Source organism: Rhodococcus baikonurensis, assembly GCF_040489275.1.
Lineage (GTDB): Bacteria > Actinomycetota > Actinomycetes > Mycobacteriales > Mycobacteriaceae > Rhodococcus_F > Rhodococcus_F baikonurensis.
In genome coordinates, this window is the sequence record NZ_JBEUOQ010000005.1 from 192,582 (window position 1) to 208,059 (window position 15,478).

Here is a 15,478-nt window from a genome sequence, read left to right on the forward strand (position 1 = left end):
ATTGAACAAGCGTCATTCGTCGTAAAAAGTTTGTAGGATGATGGTGCTTCGTGTGTTGACGTTGGCTGCCGTACGGATCTCCTGCAGCAATCGCTCCAACGCCCGAGGTGACGCCACCCGGACCAGGAGGACGTAACTTTCACTCCCGGCCACCGAGTGGCACGAAACGACCGCCGGCAGGTGACGCAAACGAGCAGGAGCGTCGTCGGGCTGCGAAGGATCGAGAGGAGTGATGGCGACAAATGCGGACAGATTGTGACCGAGTGCCTCAGGATCGATCTTCGCCGAGTAGCCACGGATCACCTTGCGAGACTCCAATCGACGCACTCTCGACTGGACTGCGGAGATCGAGAGTCCAGCCTTCTCAGCAAGACTCGCGAGAGTGGCACGGCCGTCCAAGACCAATTCACGCATCAAAAGTCGATCGGTTTCGTCGACCGGAACACCGGCAACGTCACTGGTTTCTGTTTCTCGCACCTGCGCAGGCTAACGCAATCGGACATTCGTATGGTTGAAACCTGGGAGCTACGTGCACGGTTCGCTGCGGCCCTCGCCAAGATGTACGGCGACGAGGTCCCCGCTTACAACACCTTGGTAGATGTAACGCTGCAGGTGAACCGTGATTTTGCTGCCGAACATCCGGATTCTGCGGAGCGCCTGGGCAGCCTGGCGAGAGTCAGCGCCGAGCGTCACGGCGCCATCCGACTGGGGACTCTCGACGAACTACGTGACGTAACCACCGTCTTCGGCGGATTCGGTATGTTTCCGGTCGGCTACTACGACCTCCGGCTCACCGACTCCCCCATTCCCGTTGTCTCGACGGCTTTTCGCCCCACCGAGCCTGCCGAACTCGCCCGGAACCCGTTCCGTGTTTTCACCTCGGTACTGACCGGCTCCGATTCCAGGTTTTTCGACACCGACCTCGAGCGTCGGATCACCGGGTTCCTGCGTCGCCGAACCCTGTTCTCTCCCTCACTTCTGCAGTGGGCACGGCAAGCAAACCGCGAGTGCGGCCTGCCGGAGCCCGAAGCGACACAATTCGTCGAAGCGGCAACCTCGGCGTTTCGGCTCGGCACCGAACCCATCGACGCCGGTTGGTATCGCGAACTTGCCGCGATCTCACCTGTCGCCGCAGACATCGCCGGCCAGGGCTCGACACATGTCAACCACCTCACCCCACGGGTACTCGACATCGACGAGTTGTACCGTCGAATGACCGAGCGCGGCATCGCCATGATCGACCGCATCCAAGGCCCGCCGAGATGGAATGGGCCGCCACTGCTTCTGCGGCAGACGTCGTTTCGCGCACTGGCCGAAGACAGACGTTTTCGCCGGCCGGACGGATCGGTCACCACAGAACCTGTCCGCGTCAGGTTCGGCGAGGTCGAGGCACGCGGAATCGCGTTGACCCGCAGCGGGAGGGCGATCTACGACCGACTGATCGCCAGGCCCGAGGACGCCGACTGGGGCAGCGAGTTTCCGCACACCGAGGACGGACTCGACGATGCGGGGTTGGCGTACTTCACGTACCGAAGCGAAGGAACTGTCGTCGTCCGCGACCCGATCGTCTACGAGGACTTTCTACCGGCATCCGCGGCCGGGATCTTCGCGTCCAATCTCGATTCCGTGACCGGATTCGTTTCCGATGCGCCCGGCGCCGAATACGGGCAGGATCGATTGGAGGGCGCCATCGACCGCACCATCGAAGATCCGTTCGAGCTGTACCGCGCACAACAAGAGGCATCACGTGCCGTGCTTTCTCCCGCCCACAACCACCCCCGACTACAACCACTCCCGACTACAACCACCCCCGCCTACAACCACAGAGGACTCCCAGTGAACCTGCCTGATTCTTCGAGCCTCGCCGACCGCGCCGAGAACGCCCTCGCTGCCTGCGGTGTCGAGTGGCCCGCCGGCGATCTGAGCGCACATAGTCCGATCACCGGTACACAACTGCGTACGGTCCGGCAACACTCCGGCCGAGAAGTCGACGACGCCGTCGAAGCGGCTCATCGAGCGTTCCTCACCTGGCGCACCGTCCCCGCTCCGGCGCGCGGGGCGGTCGTGCGGCGGCTGGGAAGCCTACTGACCGAGCACAAGGAGGATCTCGCGGAGATCGTGACGCTGGAGGCAGGCAAGGTCACCTCGGAAGCTCTCGGCGAGGTACAGGAGATGATCGACATCTGCGAGTTCGCGGTCGGTCTCTCCCGGCAGCTCTACGGACGCACCATGCCGTCCGAGCGTCCTGGCCACCGGTTGACGGAAACGTGGCACCCGCTCGGCGTCGTCGGGGTCATCTCCGCGTTCAACTTTCCCGTCGCGGTGTGGTCGTGGAATACCGCCATCGCTCTCGTGTGCGGTGACGCCGTCGTGTGGAAGCCTTCGGAAACCACGCCACTGACTGCACTGGCATGTGACGCCCTCCTCCGACGCGCACTCGCCGACTGTGATGCGCCGATAGACGTCCACCAGTTGATGATCGGCGGACGCGATGTCGGTGAGGCCTTGGTGGACAACCCACTTGTGGCCTTGGTCAGCGCTACCGGTTCCGTGAGAATGGGCCGCGCCGTGGCTCCACGAGTTGCCGAGCGCTTCGGACGAAGTCTCCTGGAGCTGGGTGGAAACAACGCCGCCGTCGTCACGCCGTCGGCGGATCTCGAGCTTGCCGTGCGCGGAATTGTCTTCTCCGCCGCCGGAACTGCCGGGCAGCGCTGCACCTCACTGCGCCGGCTCATCGTTCACGAGTCGATCGCCGACAACGTCGTCGACCGCGTTGCGTCCGCATACGCGCAACTCCAGGTCGGCAGTCCCTTCGACTCCGGTGTTCTGGTCGGGCCGCTGATCAACGAAGCCGCGTTCGCGGCGATGCAGAAATCGCTCTCGGCCGCGCGCGCGGACGGCGGAACCGTAGTGTGCGGCGGCGACCGCGTCGGCGAATCCGGTTTCTACGTGACACCTGCACTCGTTCGTATGCCCGCACAGACCGAGGTGGTACGGGCGGAGACTTTTGCACCCATCCTCTACGTCTTGACCTACACCGATTTCGACGACGCCATTGCGCTGCACAACGATGTGCCTCAAGGACTTTCGTCCTCGATCTTCACGCTCGATCAGCGTGAAGCCGAGCGTTTTCTCGCCGCCGACGGCTCCGATTGCGGCATCGCGAACGTGAACATCGGAACGTCCGGTGCGGAGATCGGCGGCGCATTCGGCGGGGAGAAGGAGACGGGCGGCGGACGCGAATCGGGTTCGGATTCGTGGAAGGCATACATGCGCCGAGCCACCAATACCGTCAACTACTCGGACCAGCTTCCGCTGGCTCAAGGGGTCGAGTTCGGCTGAACACCTGCTGGGCGAATTCGGTGATCGCGTCGATCAGCTCCGGAAGCGCCGACAACTGAGGTGCATGATCGGTGCCCAGGCTGACCATCTGGGCACCGGGGACAAGTCTCTGCATGGCACGTTGAGCCTCGATCGGCACAGTTCGATCCAGGGTGCATTCGACATAGAGCCTCGGCACGGTTCCGAATCGCTCTTCGGTCCAGTCCGCTGCCATCAGGCGGGCGGACTCCAATTGTGGGACAAGCATGCGCGCTGCGCCTATCGCATCGGCGACCGGCGCTTCGTGGAAGAACACGGCGGCAGCGGCTTCCGGCGGAACTGCCGTCGCTTCGCCTTCGCCGACAGGGACCAACCAACGCGAGATCCCGACCGGACTTTCCAAACCGGCTTCAGCACACAGCATCCCGAAATCCATCTGCGACGGCAGCATCATTCCCGCGACATATACAAGACCCGTTACCTGCGAAGGTATCCACTCGGCCACCTGCGAGGCCACGATCCCGCCGCCTGAGTGCCCGACCAGGATGGCCGGCCCGTCCAATGACTCCATCACTGACACAACATGTTCGGCGACAGCGGCCAGATCGATCACGTCGTCGGGGTTCCAACTCCCGGAGCCGGGAAGCTCCACCACGACGGGATCGAAGCCGGCCGACTTCAGAGGGCCACGCACCCGATCCCAGACCCAACCACCTGCCCAGGCGCCGTGAATCAGGACGATGTTCCGAGGGCTCACTGCTTCACCTCGAACTCGGCCGCCGAGAGCACCCGTGCCGCCTCACGAACTGCGGCGGTATTGGACTTCCCCTGCCTCGACCCGGCCAGCTTGGCTTTGATGTGATCGCGAACAGTGATGGGTTCGTATTCCAGGCCGGAGTCGTCGCGAAAGCTCGGTAGTGTCGCGATCACCGCATCGACGTTTCCGTCGTGAAAGAAGGCGGCCGATCGTCGACGTTTGACGGTGCCGTTCACCACCGGAGGCGCAACTCGGTGCAACGTGGACATCCACTTGTCGTTGGTCAGGCGCGCGGTGAGATCCCCAAGGTTGACCAACAGCGCATCGTCTTCCGGCCAGACGTCGTGCCAGCGTCGGTCGCTCCCGAGCACTTGCAAACCTTCGACCTGATCCGCCCACAACACGGTGACCAGCCCGAAATCGGTATGTTCCCCCATCCCCTTCAACTCGCCGTCCAACGTCACCGCCCCTTCGGGCAATGCGTAATTGTTCATCCGCAATACGTCGATGGAATGGTCGGTGATCGACTCGAAGAATCCCGGGGTCAGGCCCAGTGCGTCGTCGAAAATGGTGGTGAGTGTCCGTGCCACCCGCTCGCCATGGGCGTAGTAGTTCTCCACTCGCTCCGCGAATCCACGCACTGCCGGCCACAGGTTGATTCCGTAATCCTCCTCCGACAGTTCGAGTTCGGTGAACGATCGGGCTTCGGTTCCTATGTTGAACGCCTCGAAAAAGTCGTTCATCCGGGTCGCGGATTCGACGCCGAGACTCAAGCTCAGCGACTCACTCTTGGGCGGACTGTACCCACGATTCGCGCCCGCGATTCGGTAGCCCGATTTGGTCTCCAGCGGCAGTCCGAAGAAGTCGTCCATGGCGTCGGCGAGGCCGGAAGAAATGTCGACTGGAACGCCGTGACCCCGAATCTGCATGAAACCGACAGTCCGACAAGCATGGTCGACGTCGGCAGCCACTCGCGCCTTGTCCTGGTCGGCACCACCGAGTACGTAAGGCGAGATGTCGATGACGGGCACTTCGAAGAGATCGGATCCTGACAGAGAATCAGACTGTGACGATGGCACTGGCGTCTCCTGCAGAGCTGGTAGCGGGTTCAGTTTTTGCAGTGGGGTGAAGGCTCTCGCGCGATCGTCTCGCGAGTTCACCGAGTCGGCTGTGATTGAACAGCAGGTTGAGCGAAAAGGCCGAGGCCGCAGCCAAAGTGATGCCACTACCGAGGAGGATCTGTGCCGAGGAGGGGAACCGCTCGAACATCCCCTCCGCAAATTCCGGCAAGATACCGATCCCCACGGATACAGCAGCGATCGTCGTGTTGATCGGGTCACTGAGATCGACCTTGCGCAGCGTGTTGATTCCGACCACGGCGACAGTCGAGAACAAGATGATGCCAACACCGCCGACCACCGGATCAGGTAGGGCGGCAACCACTTCACCCATTCGCGGGATGAGGCCGAGGACGATCAGAATGGCACCGCTGGTAGCGGTCACGTACCGGCTGTACACCCGGGTAGTGGCCACAGCGCCGACATTCTGGGAGAAAACAGTGTCGACAAAGGCATTGAAGATTCCGCCCAGAACTCCCGACATACCGTCGGCCACCAGGCCTCGTGCCAGATCTGCTTTCTTCAAAGGCTTTCCGGTGATCTCGCTGACGGCCAGCATGCTCGCCGTCGATTCGGCGAAAACCACTGCCATGACGATACTCATCGCCACCACCGCGGTGACGGGAAACTCCGGAGCTCCGAAATGGAACGGCATCGGGAAACCCACCCAGGCCGAACCACTGACGCCACTCAGATCGATCAGGCCCATCGGTATGGCGATCACGGTACCGATCACCAATGCCATCAGCACTCCGAGTTGTGTCCACATCCCGCGGCCGAGGCAGATGAACGCCACCGCGACTACGACCACAGCCGCAGCCAGCGCCAGGTTCTTCGGGTCGGCGAACGACGGGGAGGTGGGGTCGTTTCCGACGATCAAGCCTCCTGCGACCCCGATCAACGAGATGCCGATAACCGTGAGGACGACGCCGGTGACCAGGGGCGGGAAGTATCGGACGATCTTGGCGAACGGTACGGCCAAAGCTATGCCGACTACACCACCGACCAGCATGGACCCGTATACCGCCTGCAGGCCGTACTCCTTGGCGATCAGAATCATCGGCGTCAGTCCGGCGAAGGTCGCCCCGCACACGATCGGCAGCCGAACACCGGCGACCTTCCCCACGCCCAAGCTCTGAATGATCGTGATGATGCCTGCAACGAGCAAGTCCGCGCTGATCAGCATCGCGACTGTGCTGCGATCCAGCCCTACGGCGGCACCGAAAACCAACGGAACCGTGATGCAGCCGGTGTACATGATGAGGACGTGCTGAAGAGCAAAAGCAGACTGGCGGGCAATGGGGAGCCGCTGGTCGACTGGATGGATGGCCATGCGCCGATCTCCGTCCGAAGCTGGAAGTGTTTCGTGTACGGGACTATTCAGCACGTCGATAATTTCTTACCGTGGTCGAATTTGTTTCGTCTGTGTAATCAAAACTTTCACCAGAGCACTGCTATCTTCGGCACATGGACGACGACCAGAAGGCGATAGCGACCGCAATCGGGGCTGCCGTGCGGACGGCGCGCAAAGAAGCCGGACTGACGTTGCGTGAGGTCGCCGTGAAGTCGGGACTGTCGCAGCCCTTCCTGAGCCAGACCGAGAACGGCCACGCAGTACCCAGTGTCATGAACCTTCATCGCCTCGCGCAATCGATCGGCACCACCGCTCATGCGCTGTTGGCACAAGGTGAACGAACTCCGTCCAGCCTCGTCCGCGCCGGGGAAGGGCGAACGTTCGAACTGGCACACGATTCGGTGATCCGCTTCTGCTCCACCGGTTCACGCACCATGGAACCCAACGAGATCACGGCAGCACCTCACTCCGAGGCAGGCGAACACACCGAGCATGCCGGCGAAGAGTTCATTCACGTACTCGAAGGATCTGTCGAAGTCGAGGTGGGACTGGACGAGCATCACGTCCTTCACGTCGGTGACACCCTCCTCTACACCTCGACCATCCCGCATCGGTGGTTCAATCGCACCAATGCGGTGGCGAGATTCCTCATCGTGAGTTCGCCGCCCTCGTTCTAGATGCGCGGTTCCGGTTCCACACCACAACCCCCGCTCACGGCTTACCCTGACAGCGTGACCAAGTGGCCGGAGCTTGCGCGTGAGATCGCCGATACCGTTCTGTTTCCCGTCGCCGACAGCGTCGACGCCGACGGAGAAATCCCCAGCAGCCATTTCGACGCGCTCGCCGCCGACGGCTTCTACGGCATCGCCGCCCTCGGTGAGAGCGGACCCAGCAGCGACGAACTGGTCGACGTCCTCGAAACCTTGTGCGGCGGTTGCCTGGCAACGACCTTCACCTGGATGCAGCATCACGGCGTCGTCGGAGCCTTGGCTTCGAGTTCCAATATGTCTCTGCGCGAACAATACTGGGACGGGCTCGTTTCCGGCACGATTCGCGGTGGCGTTGCGTATGCCGGCGCCATCCCCCGGCCGCCGCTCCTGTGGGCGAAGCGGGTGAACGACGGCTACGTCCTCGACGGCATCGCACCCTTCGTCACCGGCTGGGGAATCGTCGATGTACTCCTGGTCTCGGCGCGAGACGAGTTCGACAATTCCATCGTTCACTCCGTCGTACCGGTGGGCGAGGCTCCGGGTCTGACGATCGAGGAACTTCCACTGATCGCAGCACGCGGGAGCAACACCGTCCGAATCGTGTTCGACGCTTTCGACATTCCCGACACCGATGTCTGTGCCGTCGTCAGCGACGAACAGTTCCAGAGCACCCAACTCCCCGGATTGTGGCTCAACGGCGCGATGGCCATGGGCATCACCCGCCGCGCAGTGACCGAACTCGCGGATCTGGGAGTCGACGCCGACGCGTTCGAGGAACAAGCCGCCCGGGCGCGCGCCGATCTCGATGCAGCACTGCGCAACGGAGGCGACATGTCGGCTGCACGCGCCCGCGCATCGGAACTTGCTGTGCGTGCGTCGGCCGCGCTCGTCACTGCGACCGGAAGCCGCGCCCTGGTCGGCAGCAACACCGCCGAGCGGCTCATGCGTGAAGCCACCTTCACTCTGGTCGCGGCTGGTCGGCCGGAGATCAAAACAGCTCTCGTGGAACGACTCAGCGGATACTGAGTCTGCACGGTTGTACTCGATTGCACGGTTGCACTCGATTACGCTGGGGCTCATGACCAGTGGAGCACCAGTACTCATCCCGGCCGGAACCGTGTTCACGCCGGAGGACCTGACGTTCTATGCCGATCGCGACTCCCGCAGTCTCGACGACGCCATCGCCGAAGCCGACCTTCTCGTCAGTTGCCCACACTCGGGTTCCGCGATTCCAGCAGAACTCTCACGCTTTCTCGCACCCGAATTCACACAGCGACTGCAATTCGACTTCACCGACATGTCCACCAGTTCCATCGTGCGCCGTTGGGCCGAAATCGATTCGCGCATCGTGTACGTGGAGAATCCGCACCCTCGCATGATTCGCGATCCCAACCGTGCGAAACCCGAAAACCTGGAAGCGTCACTGCGCGAAGCCTTCGCCCGCGTCCACAAGGCCGGTGCCGGCAACATAGCGGACCTCACCGGCGTCGACGCAGTTCGCCCTGTCACCTTCTCGTTCTACCCCCTGTTGCTCGAGCCGAGCGACGACGCAGGCTGGAAGGACCTCGCCGAGACCTTCACCGAGACAGCTGAACATGGTTTGGGCGTCTACGAAAGAACTCGCGACGCACTGATCGAAGCCATGGTGGAGAAGAGCTTCGAACTCGGCCGATCGTTCACGACGTTGTCGTTCCACGACACGATGAACCACACCACCCGGCGGGACGGCGCCGTCAATGTCGAACGGCCGGAAGCAGATCGGCTCCCCGACGTCGTTGCGCTCTCCAATCGCGGCGATCACGACGGCAATCGACGCGGCGACAATCCCGTGACTATGGATCCGGAGCTCATACGCACACTTGCGGTCGCACATCGCAAGGGATTTCAGGTCGACGATCCCGATGCGGTCGCCCTCAATCAGCCGTACCTCGGCAGTTTCGAAATCATCGCGGCCGGAGCCAGATTCGCCGACTCGCGCGCCCGCGCTGACGAGGCAGGGATCACGTTGAGCGCGGTTCAGGCCGAATTCAAACGAGAATTCCTACTGGGAGACGAACTGGCCGCATACATCATGGAACCCGGCGTCGACTGGCCTACACCCGACGCCGAACGGGTGGACCAGCTCGCCCACGCGTGCAAGGCGAGCTGGGACCACTACCGCAACAGCTGACGTAAGACTCAGCCTCAACTCTCAGCCGAGCACCACTCCGAACAGAGCACCGGCCGCAATCGTCGTCACGGCCAAGATGATGGTCGGCAGGAAGAACGAGTGGTCGACGAGCTTGGATCCCAGCTTCGTGCTGCCCGAGAGGTCGAAGTTCGCAGCCGCGATCTGCGAACCGTTCGTCGGCAACAGATAGACACCGGCAAACGCTCCGGCCCACATTCCGCTCACCAGGCCGGGTGCAATCCCGGCTGCGAGACCGATCGGCACAATGGTCCGCGTCGCGGTCGACTGACTGGTCGTCAGTACACAGACCAGGAAGACACCGAGCGCGAAGATCCACGGCGCGGCGTTGACCCAGTCGCCGACGGTGCTCGTGATCAGCTCGGAATGGGCGCTGATGAATGTGTCCGTCAGCCATGCCAGACCGAACAGCGCGATGGCCGAGACCATACCGGCGCGGAACACGGTCGAGGACGGCACGTCGGCGACATTCGGGCGGCACACCAGCAGGATCAACGTGCCCACGACGAACATCAGCATTTCGATGATCGGTGTCATCCCCATCGGGGTACCGTCGGCGGCTTCGGGGCGAATTCCCTTGAACAGGCCGAATATCACGATAGCCAGGACGCCGGCCAGGAAGATCAGTGCCGCGTTTCGTCCGGTCTTCGTCGAGACGAGTTCGGTCTTGGACGCTGCACCCGGTCCGGCCAATTCGCCCGACTTCAACTTCGCCTGTATCTCCGGGTCGTCGTCGAGATCCTTGCCGAGGCGGTTGACCGCGATGGAGGAAAGGACGATGCCGACAACGGCAGCGGGGAAGGTGATCTTGATGATGTCGATGAGTTCGAAATCGTAAGGCGGCACGTCGGTCAGCGTGACCATTGCGGCCATCGCCGCGGACACCGGGCTACACGCCAGCGCCACGCCGGTCGAGACAACTGACAGCGACAGCGGCCGTGACGGCCGCACACCGTTCTTGTACGAGACGTCGTAGATGACGGGAAGCAGCGGGTAGAGGATGTTGGATGTACCGGCACCGACCGAGAACAGGAATGACACCAACGGCGCGATCAGCGTGATCTGTTTCGGGCGGGATTCGATCAACTTCGCTGCGATGGTGACCATCCAGTCGATACCACCGGCCGCCTGCATCATCGACGACGCAAGGACGACGGACAGGACGATGAGGAGAGCGTCGACAGGCGGACTGCCGACGTCCTCTCCGAAGACGAACACGAGGACGGCAACACCTGCGCCGCCCCACAGACCGAGCGCGACACCGCTCGATCTGGTACCCATGACAATCGCCCCGAGCACTACCGCCAGCTCGAGGACAATCTTGACTGCTTCCATCAGGCACTCGCCTTCTCGATAACAAGAGAATAGCTATAACAGGGCAAATAGTATGCTCTGCACTTCGGCTGCGGGCATGAACACGCTGTCGGTGGGAAGGGGCAATATGGTGGTCGTGACCAACGTCCTCGGTAGGTTCTCGCCCGCCACACGCGAGTGGTTCGGCGGCGCTTTCAGCGCTCCGACTGCTGCGCAGCTCGGCGCCTGGGAATCCATCGCGAGTGGCTCTCACACACTTGTCGTCGCACCCACCGGCTCCGGCAAGACATTGTCGGCGTTCCTCTGGGCTCTCGATCAGCTCGCAGCCAAGGACGAAGGCGAACGCACCACCAAAGTCCTCTACATCTCGCCACTCAAGGCGCTCGGGGTGGACGTCGAACGGAACCTTCGCGCTCCGCTGGTCGGTATCACCCAGACGGCGAAACGTCTGGGCCTCACTCCGCCCGAGATCACCGTCGGTGTCCGTTCCGGCGACACGTCCCAGGCCGATCGGCGCTCGTTGATCAAGCGGCCGCCGGACATCCTGATCACGACGCCGGAGTCGTTGTTCCTGATGCTCACCTCCGCCGCCCGGGAAACACTCGTCGGCGTCGATACCGTGATCGTCGACGAGGTTCACGCGGTGGCGGGCACCAAGCGCGGCTCACACCTTGCGCTCTCGCTGGAACGCCTGGACGGCTTGCTCGAGCGTCCGGCGCAACGCATCGGATTGTCGGCCACTGTCCGTCCGCACGAGGAGATCGGGCGGTTCCTGGCCGGTTCGGCACCCATACGGATCGTGGCACCGCCTGCCGCCAAGACCTTCGACCTCACCGTCCGTGTTCCCGTCGAGGACATGACCGAACTGGGGATCGCGACGCCGGCCGACGGTTCCGAATCCCCCACCCCGCAAGCCGGTTCGATCTGGCCCCACGTCGAAGAACAGATCGTCGATCTCGTTCTCGACCACCGATCGTCCATCGTGTTCGCCAACTCTCGACGCCTCGCCGAACGTTTGACAGCCAGGCTCAACGAGATTCATGCAGAACGCATCGGTCTGGCCGTCGAGAAGACACCTCGCCCGCCCGCGCAGATCGGAGCTCCCACCGAGGTCAACTACGGTGCAGAACCTCTCCTTGCGCGCGCCCACCACGGATCGGTCAGCAAAGACCAGCGCGCCCTCATCGAAGACGACCTCAAATCGGGTCGATTGCGATGCGTCGTCGCCACCAGCAGTCTCGAACTCGGAATCGACATGGGCGCCGTCGACTTGGTCATCCAGGTGGAGGCACCGCCTTCGGTTGCCAGCGGACTGCAACGTGTCGGCCGCGCCGGCCACCAGGTCGGCGAAATCTCGCGAGGGGTGGTCTTCCCGAAACACCGCACCGACCTGATTCACTGCGCGGTGACCGTCGAGCGTATGGTCGAAGGCAAGATCGAGGCGATGGCCGTTCCCGCCAACCCCCTCGACATCCTTGCCCAGCAAACGGTTGCGGCCACTGCACTCGAGCCGATCGACGTGGACGACTGGTTCGAGACCGTGCGCCGAAGCGGTTCCTTTGCAACGCTTCCCCGTTCGGCCTACGAGTCGACTCTGGATCTGCTCGCCGGGCGGTACCCCTCGGACGAGTTCGCCGAATTACGTCCGCGTCTGGTCTGGGATCGCGAGTCCAACACGCTGACGGGCCGGCCGGGTTCGCAGCGTTTGGCAGTCACTTCCGGCGGTGCCATCCCCGACCGCGGGCTCTTCACGGTCTACATGGTTGGAGAGAAAGCATCACGCGTCGGCGAACTCGACGAAGAAATGGTCTACGAATCCCGGGTCGGCGACGTCTTTGCGCTCGGCGCCACCAGTTGGCGGATCGAGGAAATCACCTTCGATCGGGTCTTGGTCAGCCCCGCCTACGGCATGCCCGGTCGTCTGCCCTTCTGGCACGGCGACGGGCTCGGTCGCCCTGCCGAACTCGGACAGGCGTTGGGCCAATTCGTTCGAGAGACCGCGCTGGGTAACGAAGCCGACGTCGTCGAGCGTTGCCGCGTGGGCGGACTCGATCACAACGCCACAACCAATCTGATCCAACTCGTCGGTGAGCAGAAGACTGCCACCGGACAAGTACCGTCGGATCGCACGCTGGTGGTGGAACGCTTCCGCGACGAACTCGGCGACTGGCGTCTGGTGCTGCATTCCCCGTACGGCCAACGTGTTCACGCGCCGTGGGCCCTCGCCATCGGGGCGCGCTTGCAGGAACGATACGGCGTCGATTCCAGTCCGACGGCCTCCGACGACGGCATCATCATCCGGCTCCCCGACACCGAGAACGAGCCTCCCGGCGCCGAACTGTTCACCTTCGACGTCGAGGACATCGAAGATCTGGTCACCCAGGAGGTGGGCGGCTCTGCGTTGTTCGCCTCCCGATTCCGCGAATGTGCCGCCCGCGCACTGCTTCTCCCCCGCCGTAATCCCGGAAAGCGTGCACCGCTGTGGCAGCAGCGTCAGCGGTCCGCGCAACTGCTGGACGTCGCCCGCAAATTCCCGACATTCCCGATCCTGCTCGAGACCGTGCGCGAGTGCTTGCAGGACGTCTACGACCTGCCTGCACTGAAGGAATTGTTCGGCAAGATCGAACGGCGCCAGATCCGAATAGTCGAGGTGGAGACGCCCTCACCTTCACCGTTCGCGAGTGCGCTCCTGTTCAACTACGTGGGCGCGTTCATGTACGAAGGCGACAGCCCCCTGGCCGAGCGACGCGCCGCCGCTTTGTCCTTGGACTCCACGCTGTTGGCCGAACTCCTCGGCCGCGTCGAACTGCGCGAGCTTCTCGACGCCGGAGTGATCGAGCAGGCCGAACGTGAGCTGCAACGGCTCGTCCCTGAGCGAAAGGCCAAGGACCTCGAGGGTGTTGCCGACCTCCTGCGCATGCTCGGCCCGCTGACCACCGAAGAAGTCACCGAACGCTGTCTCGAGGATCCGGTCTCCTGGCTCGACAAATTGGTTGCGGACAAACGCGCCCTCCACGTCTCCTATGCAGGCGAGAGCTGGTGGACGGTCGTCGAAGATGCAGCGCGGCTTCGCGATGGACTCGGCGTTCCACTGCCGATCGGCGTTCCGGCGGCGTTCATCGAGCCGGTCGATCAGCCACTCGACGATCTCCTGAGCCGATACGCACGTACCCACGGACCCTTCACTCTCGCCGACGCGGCTGCACGCTTCGGTCTCGGAGTATCCGTCGCGCGTGACGTTCTCGGTCGGCTCGCGCTCGAAAAGCGTGTTCTCGAAGGAGAATTCCGCCCGTCTGCAACCGGGAGCGAATGGTGCGACGCCGAAGTCCTACGTCGCTTGCGGCGTCGCTCGCTCGCCGCGGCCCGGCAGGAGGTCGAGCCGGTCAGCACCGCAACACTCGGACGATTCCTTCCCAGTTGGCAGCATGTAGGCGGCACGCTGCGCGGAATCGACGGTGTTGCAACGGTGGTCGATCAACTTGCCGGCGTTCCGATTCCGGCGTCCGCTCTCGAATCGTTGATCCTGCCGAGCCGAGTTGCCGACTACTCCCCCGCGATGTTGGACGAACTCACGTCGACGGGTGAAGTCCTGTGGTCCGGATCGGGAGCTATCTCGGGCAAAGACGGGTGGGTGGTGCTGCACCCCGCCGACCTGGCACCGATCACGCTCAATTCGCCCGCCGACACCGACGTCTCGGAGTTGCAGAAGCGCATCCTCGACCTGCTGTCCGGCGGCGGTGCCTACTTCTTCCGCCAGTTGGTCGACGCGTTGCGAACCACGGAGTCGGCTGCGGACACGGTCGACAGTGCGGTGACGACGGCACTGTGGGAGTTGGTGTGGCTCGGACACATCGGAAACGACACCGTTGCACCGCTGCGCGCACTTCTCTCCGACACCACCCGGACAACAACAAGTCACCGATCCCCTCGACGTGTTCCGCGGGCACGTCCGTACCGCGCAATGGCGCGCGCTTCCACCCCGGCCCGCACGGGACCGGCGACCGCTTCCGGTCGGTGGTTCCAACTGCCGGCGATCGAACCGGACCCGACCATCCGGGCGCACGCCACGGCCGATCTGTTGCTCGAACGGTACGGCGTCGTCACCCGCGGATCGGTGATGAGCGAGAACGTGCCGGGCGGTTTCGCGTTGATCTACAAGGTTCTGAGCACGTTCGAGGACAACGGGCGCGCTCGACGCGGATACTTCGTCGATACCCTGGGCGGCGCTCAATTCTCGACTCCTCCCGTGGTCGACCGCTTGCGCACGTTCGGTGACTCCATCGAGGGACGCCACACCTCCTCGGCTGCAGTCACTCTCGCAGCGTGCGATCCGGCAAACCCGTACGGCGCGGCGCTGCCGTGGCCGGCGTCGGGGGGCGAGGAATCACCAGGACACCGACCCGGACGAAAAGCCGGCGCACTGGTAGTTCTGGTGGAGGGTGAGTTGGTTCTGTTCGTCGAACGCGGCGGCCGCACGATCTTGACCTTCACCGACGACGGGGGCACCTTGCGGATGGCAGCACTGTCACTTGCACACAAGGTGACCTCTCGCGCCATCGATAAGTTGGTGGTGGAGAAGGTCGACGGAGAGACCATCCACGGCAACGATTTTGCTCCCGTCCTGGTCGAAGCCGGCTTCGCGGCCACCCCTCGCGGATTCCGCTTGAGATCATGATGGTTGAGAACCTGAGTGTTGCGATCGTGAAGAGTGGGGGC

General features: G+C 63.1%; 10 protein-coding genes and 1 pseudogene. 6 read left to right on the forward strand and 5 right to left on the reverse strand.

What is annotated here, in order from left to right; translation table 11 throughout:
• Positions 1-12 precede the first annotated feature (12 nt).
• Positions 13-477, reverse strand: a complete 465-nt coding sequence (locus ABWI03_RS14265; protein ID WP_003940830.1) for an Lrp/AsnC family transcriptional regulator — start codon at positions 475-477, stop codon at positions 13-15.
• Between the two features lie 30 nt (positions 478-507).
• On the opposite strand from ABWI03_RS14265, the pseudogene hglS reads away from it, so the two are divergent.
• Both hglS and amaB read left to right on the forward strand, forming a co-directional pair.
• Positions 508-1,725, forward strand: a pseudogene (hglS, locus tag ABWI03_RS14270) (2-oxoadipate dioxygenase/decarboxylase); the annotation flags it as partial.
• Positions 1,726-1,836: 111 nt separating this feature from the next.
• The gene (gene amaB, locus ABWI03_RS14275) at positions 1,837-3,342 is read left to right on the forward strand and encodes an L-piperidine-6-carboxylate dehydrogenase (RefSeq protein ID WP_435054137.1); all 1,506 of its coding nucleotides are present in this window, start codon (positions 1,837-1,839) and stop codon (positions 3,340-3,342) included.
• Here amaB and ABWI03_RS14280 read toward each other — a convergent pair.
• The 3 genes from ABWI03_RS14280 to ABWI03_RS14290 are packed head-to-tail and all read right to left on the reverse strand — an operon-like array spanning position 3,293 to position 6,529.
• Positions 3,293-4,078 carry an alpha/beta fold hydrolase gene (locus ABWI03_RS14280; RefSeq protein ID WP_296552948.1) on the reverse strand — a complete coding sequence of 262 codons (786 nt, stop codon included), beginning with the start codon at positions 4,076-4,078 and terminating at the stop codon, positions 3,293-3,295. The genes amaB and ABWI03_RS14280 overlap by 50 nt on opposite strands.
• The gene (locus tag ABWI03_RS14285; protein ID WP_095969044.1) at positions 4,075-5,157 is read right to left on the reverse strand and encodes an isopenicillin N synthase family dioxygenase; all 1,083 of its coding nucleotides are present in this window, start codon (positions 5,155-5,157) and stop codon (positions 4,075-4,077) included. Before ABWI03_RS14285 ends, ABWI03_RS14280 begins: the two co-directional genes overlap by 4 nt.
• On the reverse strand, positions 5,138-6,529 hold the full coding sequence (locus ABWI03_RS14290) for a uracil-xanthine permease family protein (RefSeq protein ID WP_235171877.1): 1,392 nt from the start codon (positions 6,527-6,529) through the stop codon (positions 5,138-5,140). The genes ABWI03_RS14285 and ABWI03_RS14290 overlap by 20 nt, the downstream gene beginning before the upstream one ends.
• 134 nt (positions 6,530-6,663) lie before the next feature.
• Here ABWI03_RS14290 and ABWI03_RS14295 point away from each other — a divergent pair, with 134 nt between their 5' ends.
• From ABWI03_RS14295 to ABWI03_RS14305, 3 genes are read left to right on the forward strand one after another with little or no spacing between them, the layout of a single operon-like run.
• Positions 6,664-7,227, forward strand: coding sequence for a helix-turn-helix domain-containing protein (locus ABWI03_RS14295; protein ID WP_296552943.1), 564 nt, complete (start codon positions 6,664-6,666; stop codon positions 7,225-7,227).
• A gap of 54 nt (positions 7,228-7,281) precedes the next feature.
• Complete coding sequence (locus ABWI03_RS14300; protein WP_283376982.1) at positions 7,282-8,286, forward strand: acyl-CoA dehydrogenase family protein; 1,005 nt, start codon at positions 7,282-7,284, stop codon at positions 8,284-8,286.
• 52 nt (positions 8,287-8,338) lie between these two features.
• Positions 8,339-9,430, forward strand: coding sequence for an N-formylglutamate amidohydrolase (locus ABWI03_RS14305; protein WP_298778278.1), 1,092 nt, complete (start codon positions 8,339-8,341; stop codon positions 9,428-9,430).
• A 21-nt stretch (positions 9,431-9,451) separates the two neighbouring features.
• Here the strand turns inward: ABWI03_RS14305 and ABWI03_RS14310 are convergent, their stop codons facing one another.
• Positions 9,452-10,783 carry an anaerobic C4-dicarboxylate transporter family protein gene (locus ABWI03_RS14310; RefSeq protein ID WP_095969040.1) on the reverse strand — a complete coding sequence of 444 codons (1,332 nt, stop codon included), beginning with the start codon at positions 10,781-10,783 and terminating at the stop codon, positions 9,452-9,454.
• A 106-nt stretch (positions 10,784-10,889) separates the two neighbouring features.
• On the opposite strand from ABWI03_RS14310, the gene ABWI03_RS14315 reads away from it, so the two are divergent.
• Positions 10,890-15,437 (forward strand): ATP-dependent helicase, encoded by a 4,548-nt coding sequence (locus tag ABWI03_RS14315; protein WP_298778768.1) that lies wholly within the window; start codon positions 10,890-10,892, stop codon positions 15,435-15,437.
• Positions 15,438-15,478 lie beyond the last annotated feature (41 nt).

Bases quoted from the DNA above. Each gene is read 5' to 3' on its own strand.
- ABWI03_RS14290 (WP_235171877.1), bottom strand. From the start codon at position 6,529: ATGGCCATCCATCCAGTCGACCAGCGGCTCCCCATTGCCCGCCAGTCT.
- ABWI03_RS14295 (WP_296552943.1), top strand. From the start codon at position 6,664: ATGGACGACGACCAGAAGGCGATAGCGACCGCAATCGGGGCTGCCGTG.
- ABWI03_RS14305 (WP_298778278.1), top strand. From the start codon at position 8,339: ATGACCAGTGGAGCACCAGTACTCATCCCGGCCGGAACCGTGTTCACG.
- ABWI03_RS14310 (WP_095969040.1), bottom strand. From the start codon at position 10,783: ATGGAAGCAGTCAAGATTGTCCTCGAGCTGGCGGTAGTGCTCGGGGCG.
- ABWI03_RS14315 (WP_298778768.1), top strand. From the start codon at position 10,890: ATGGTGGTCGTGACCAACGTCCTCGGTAGGTTCTCGCCCGCCACACGC.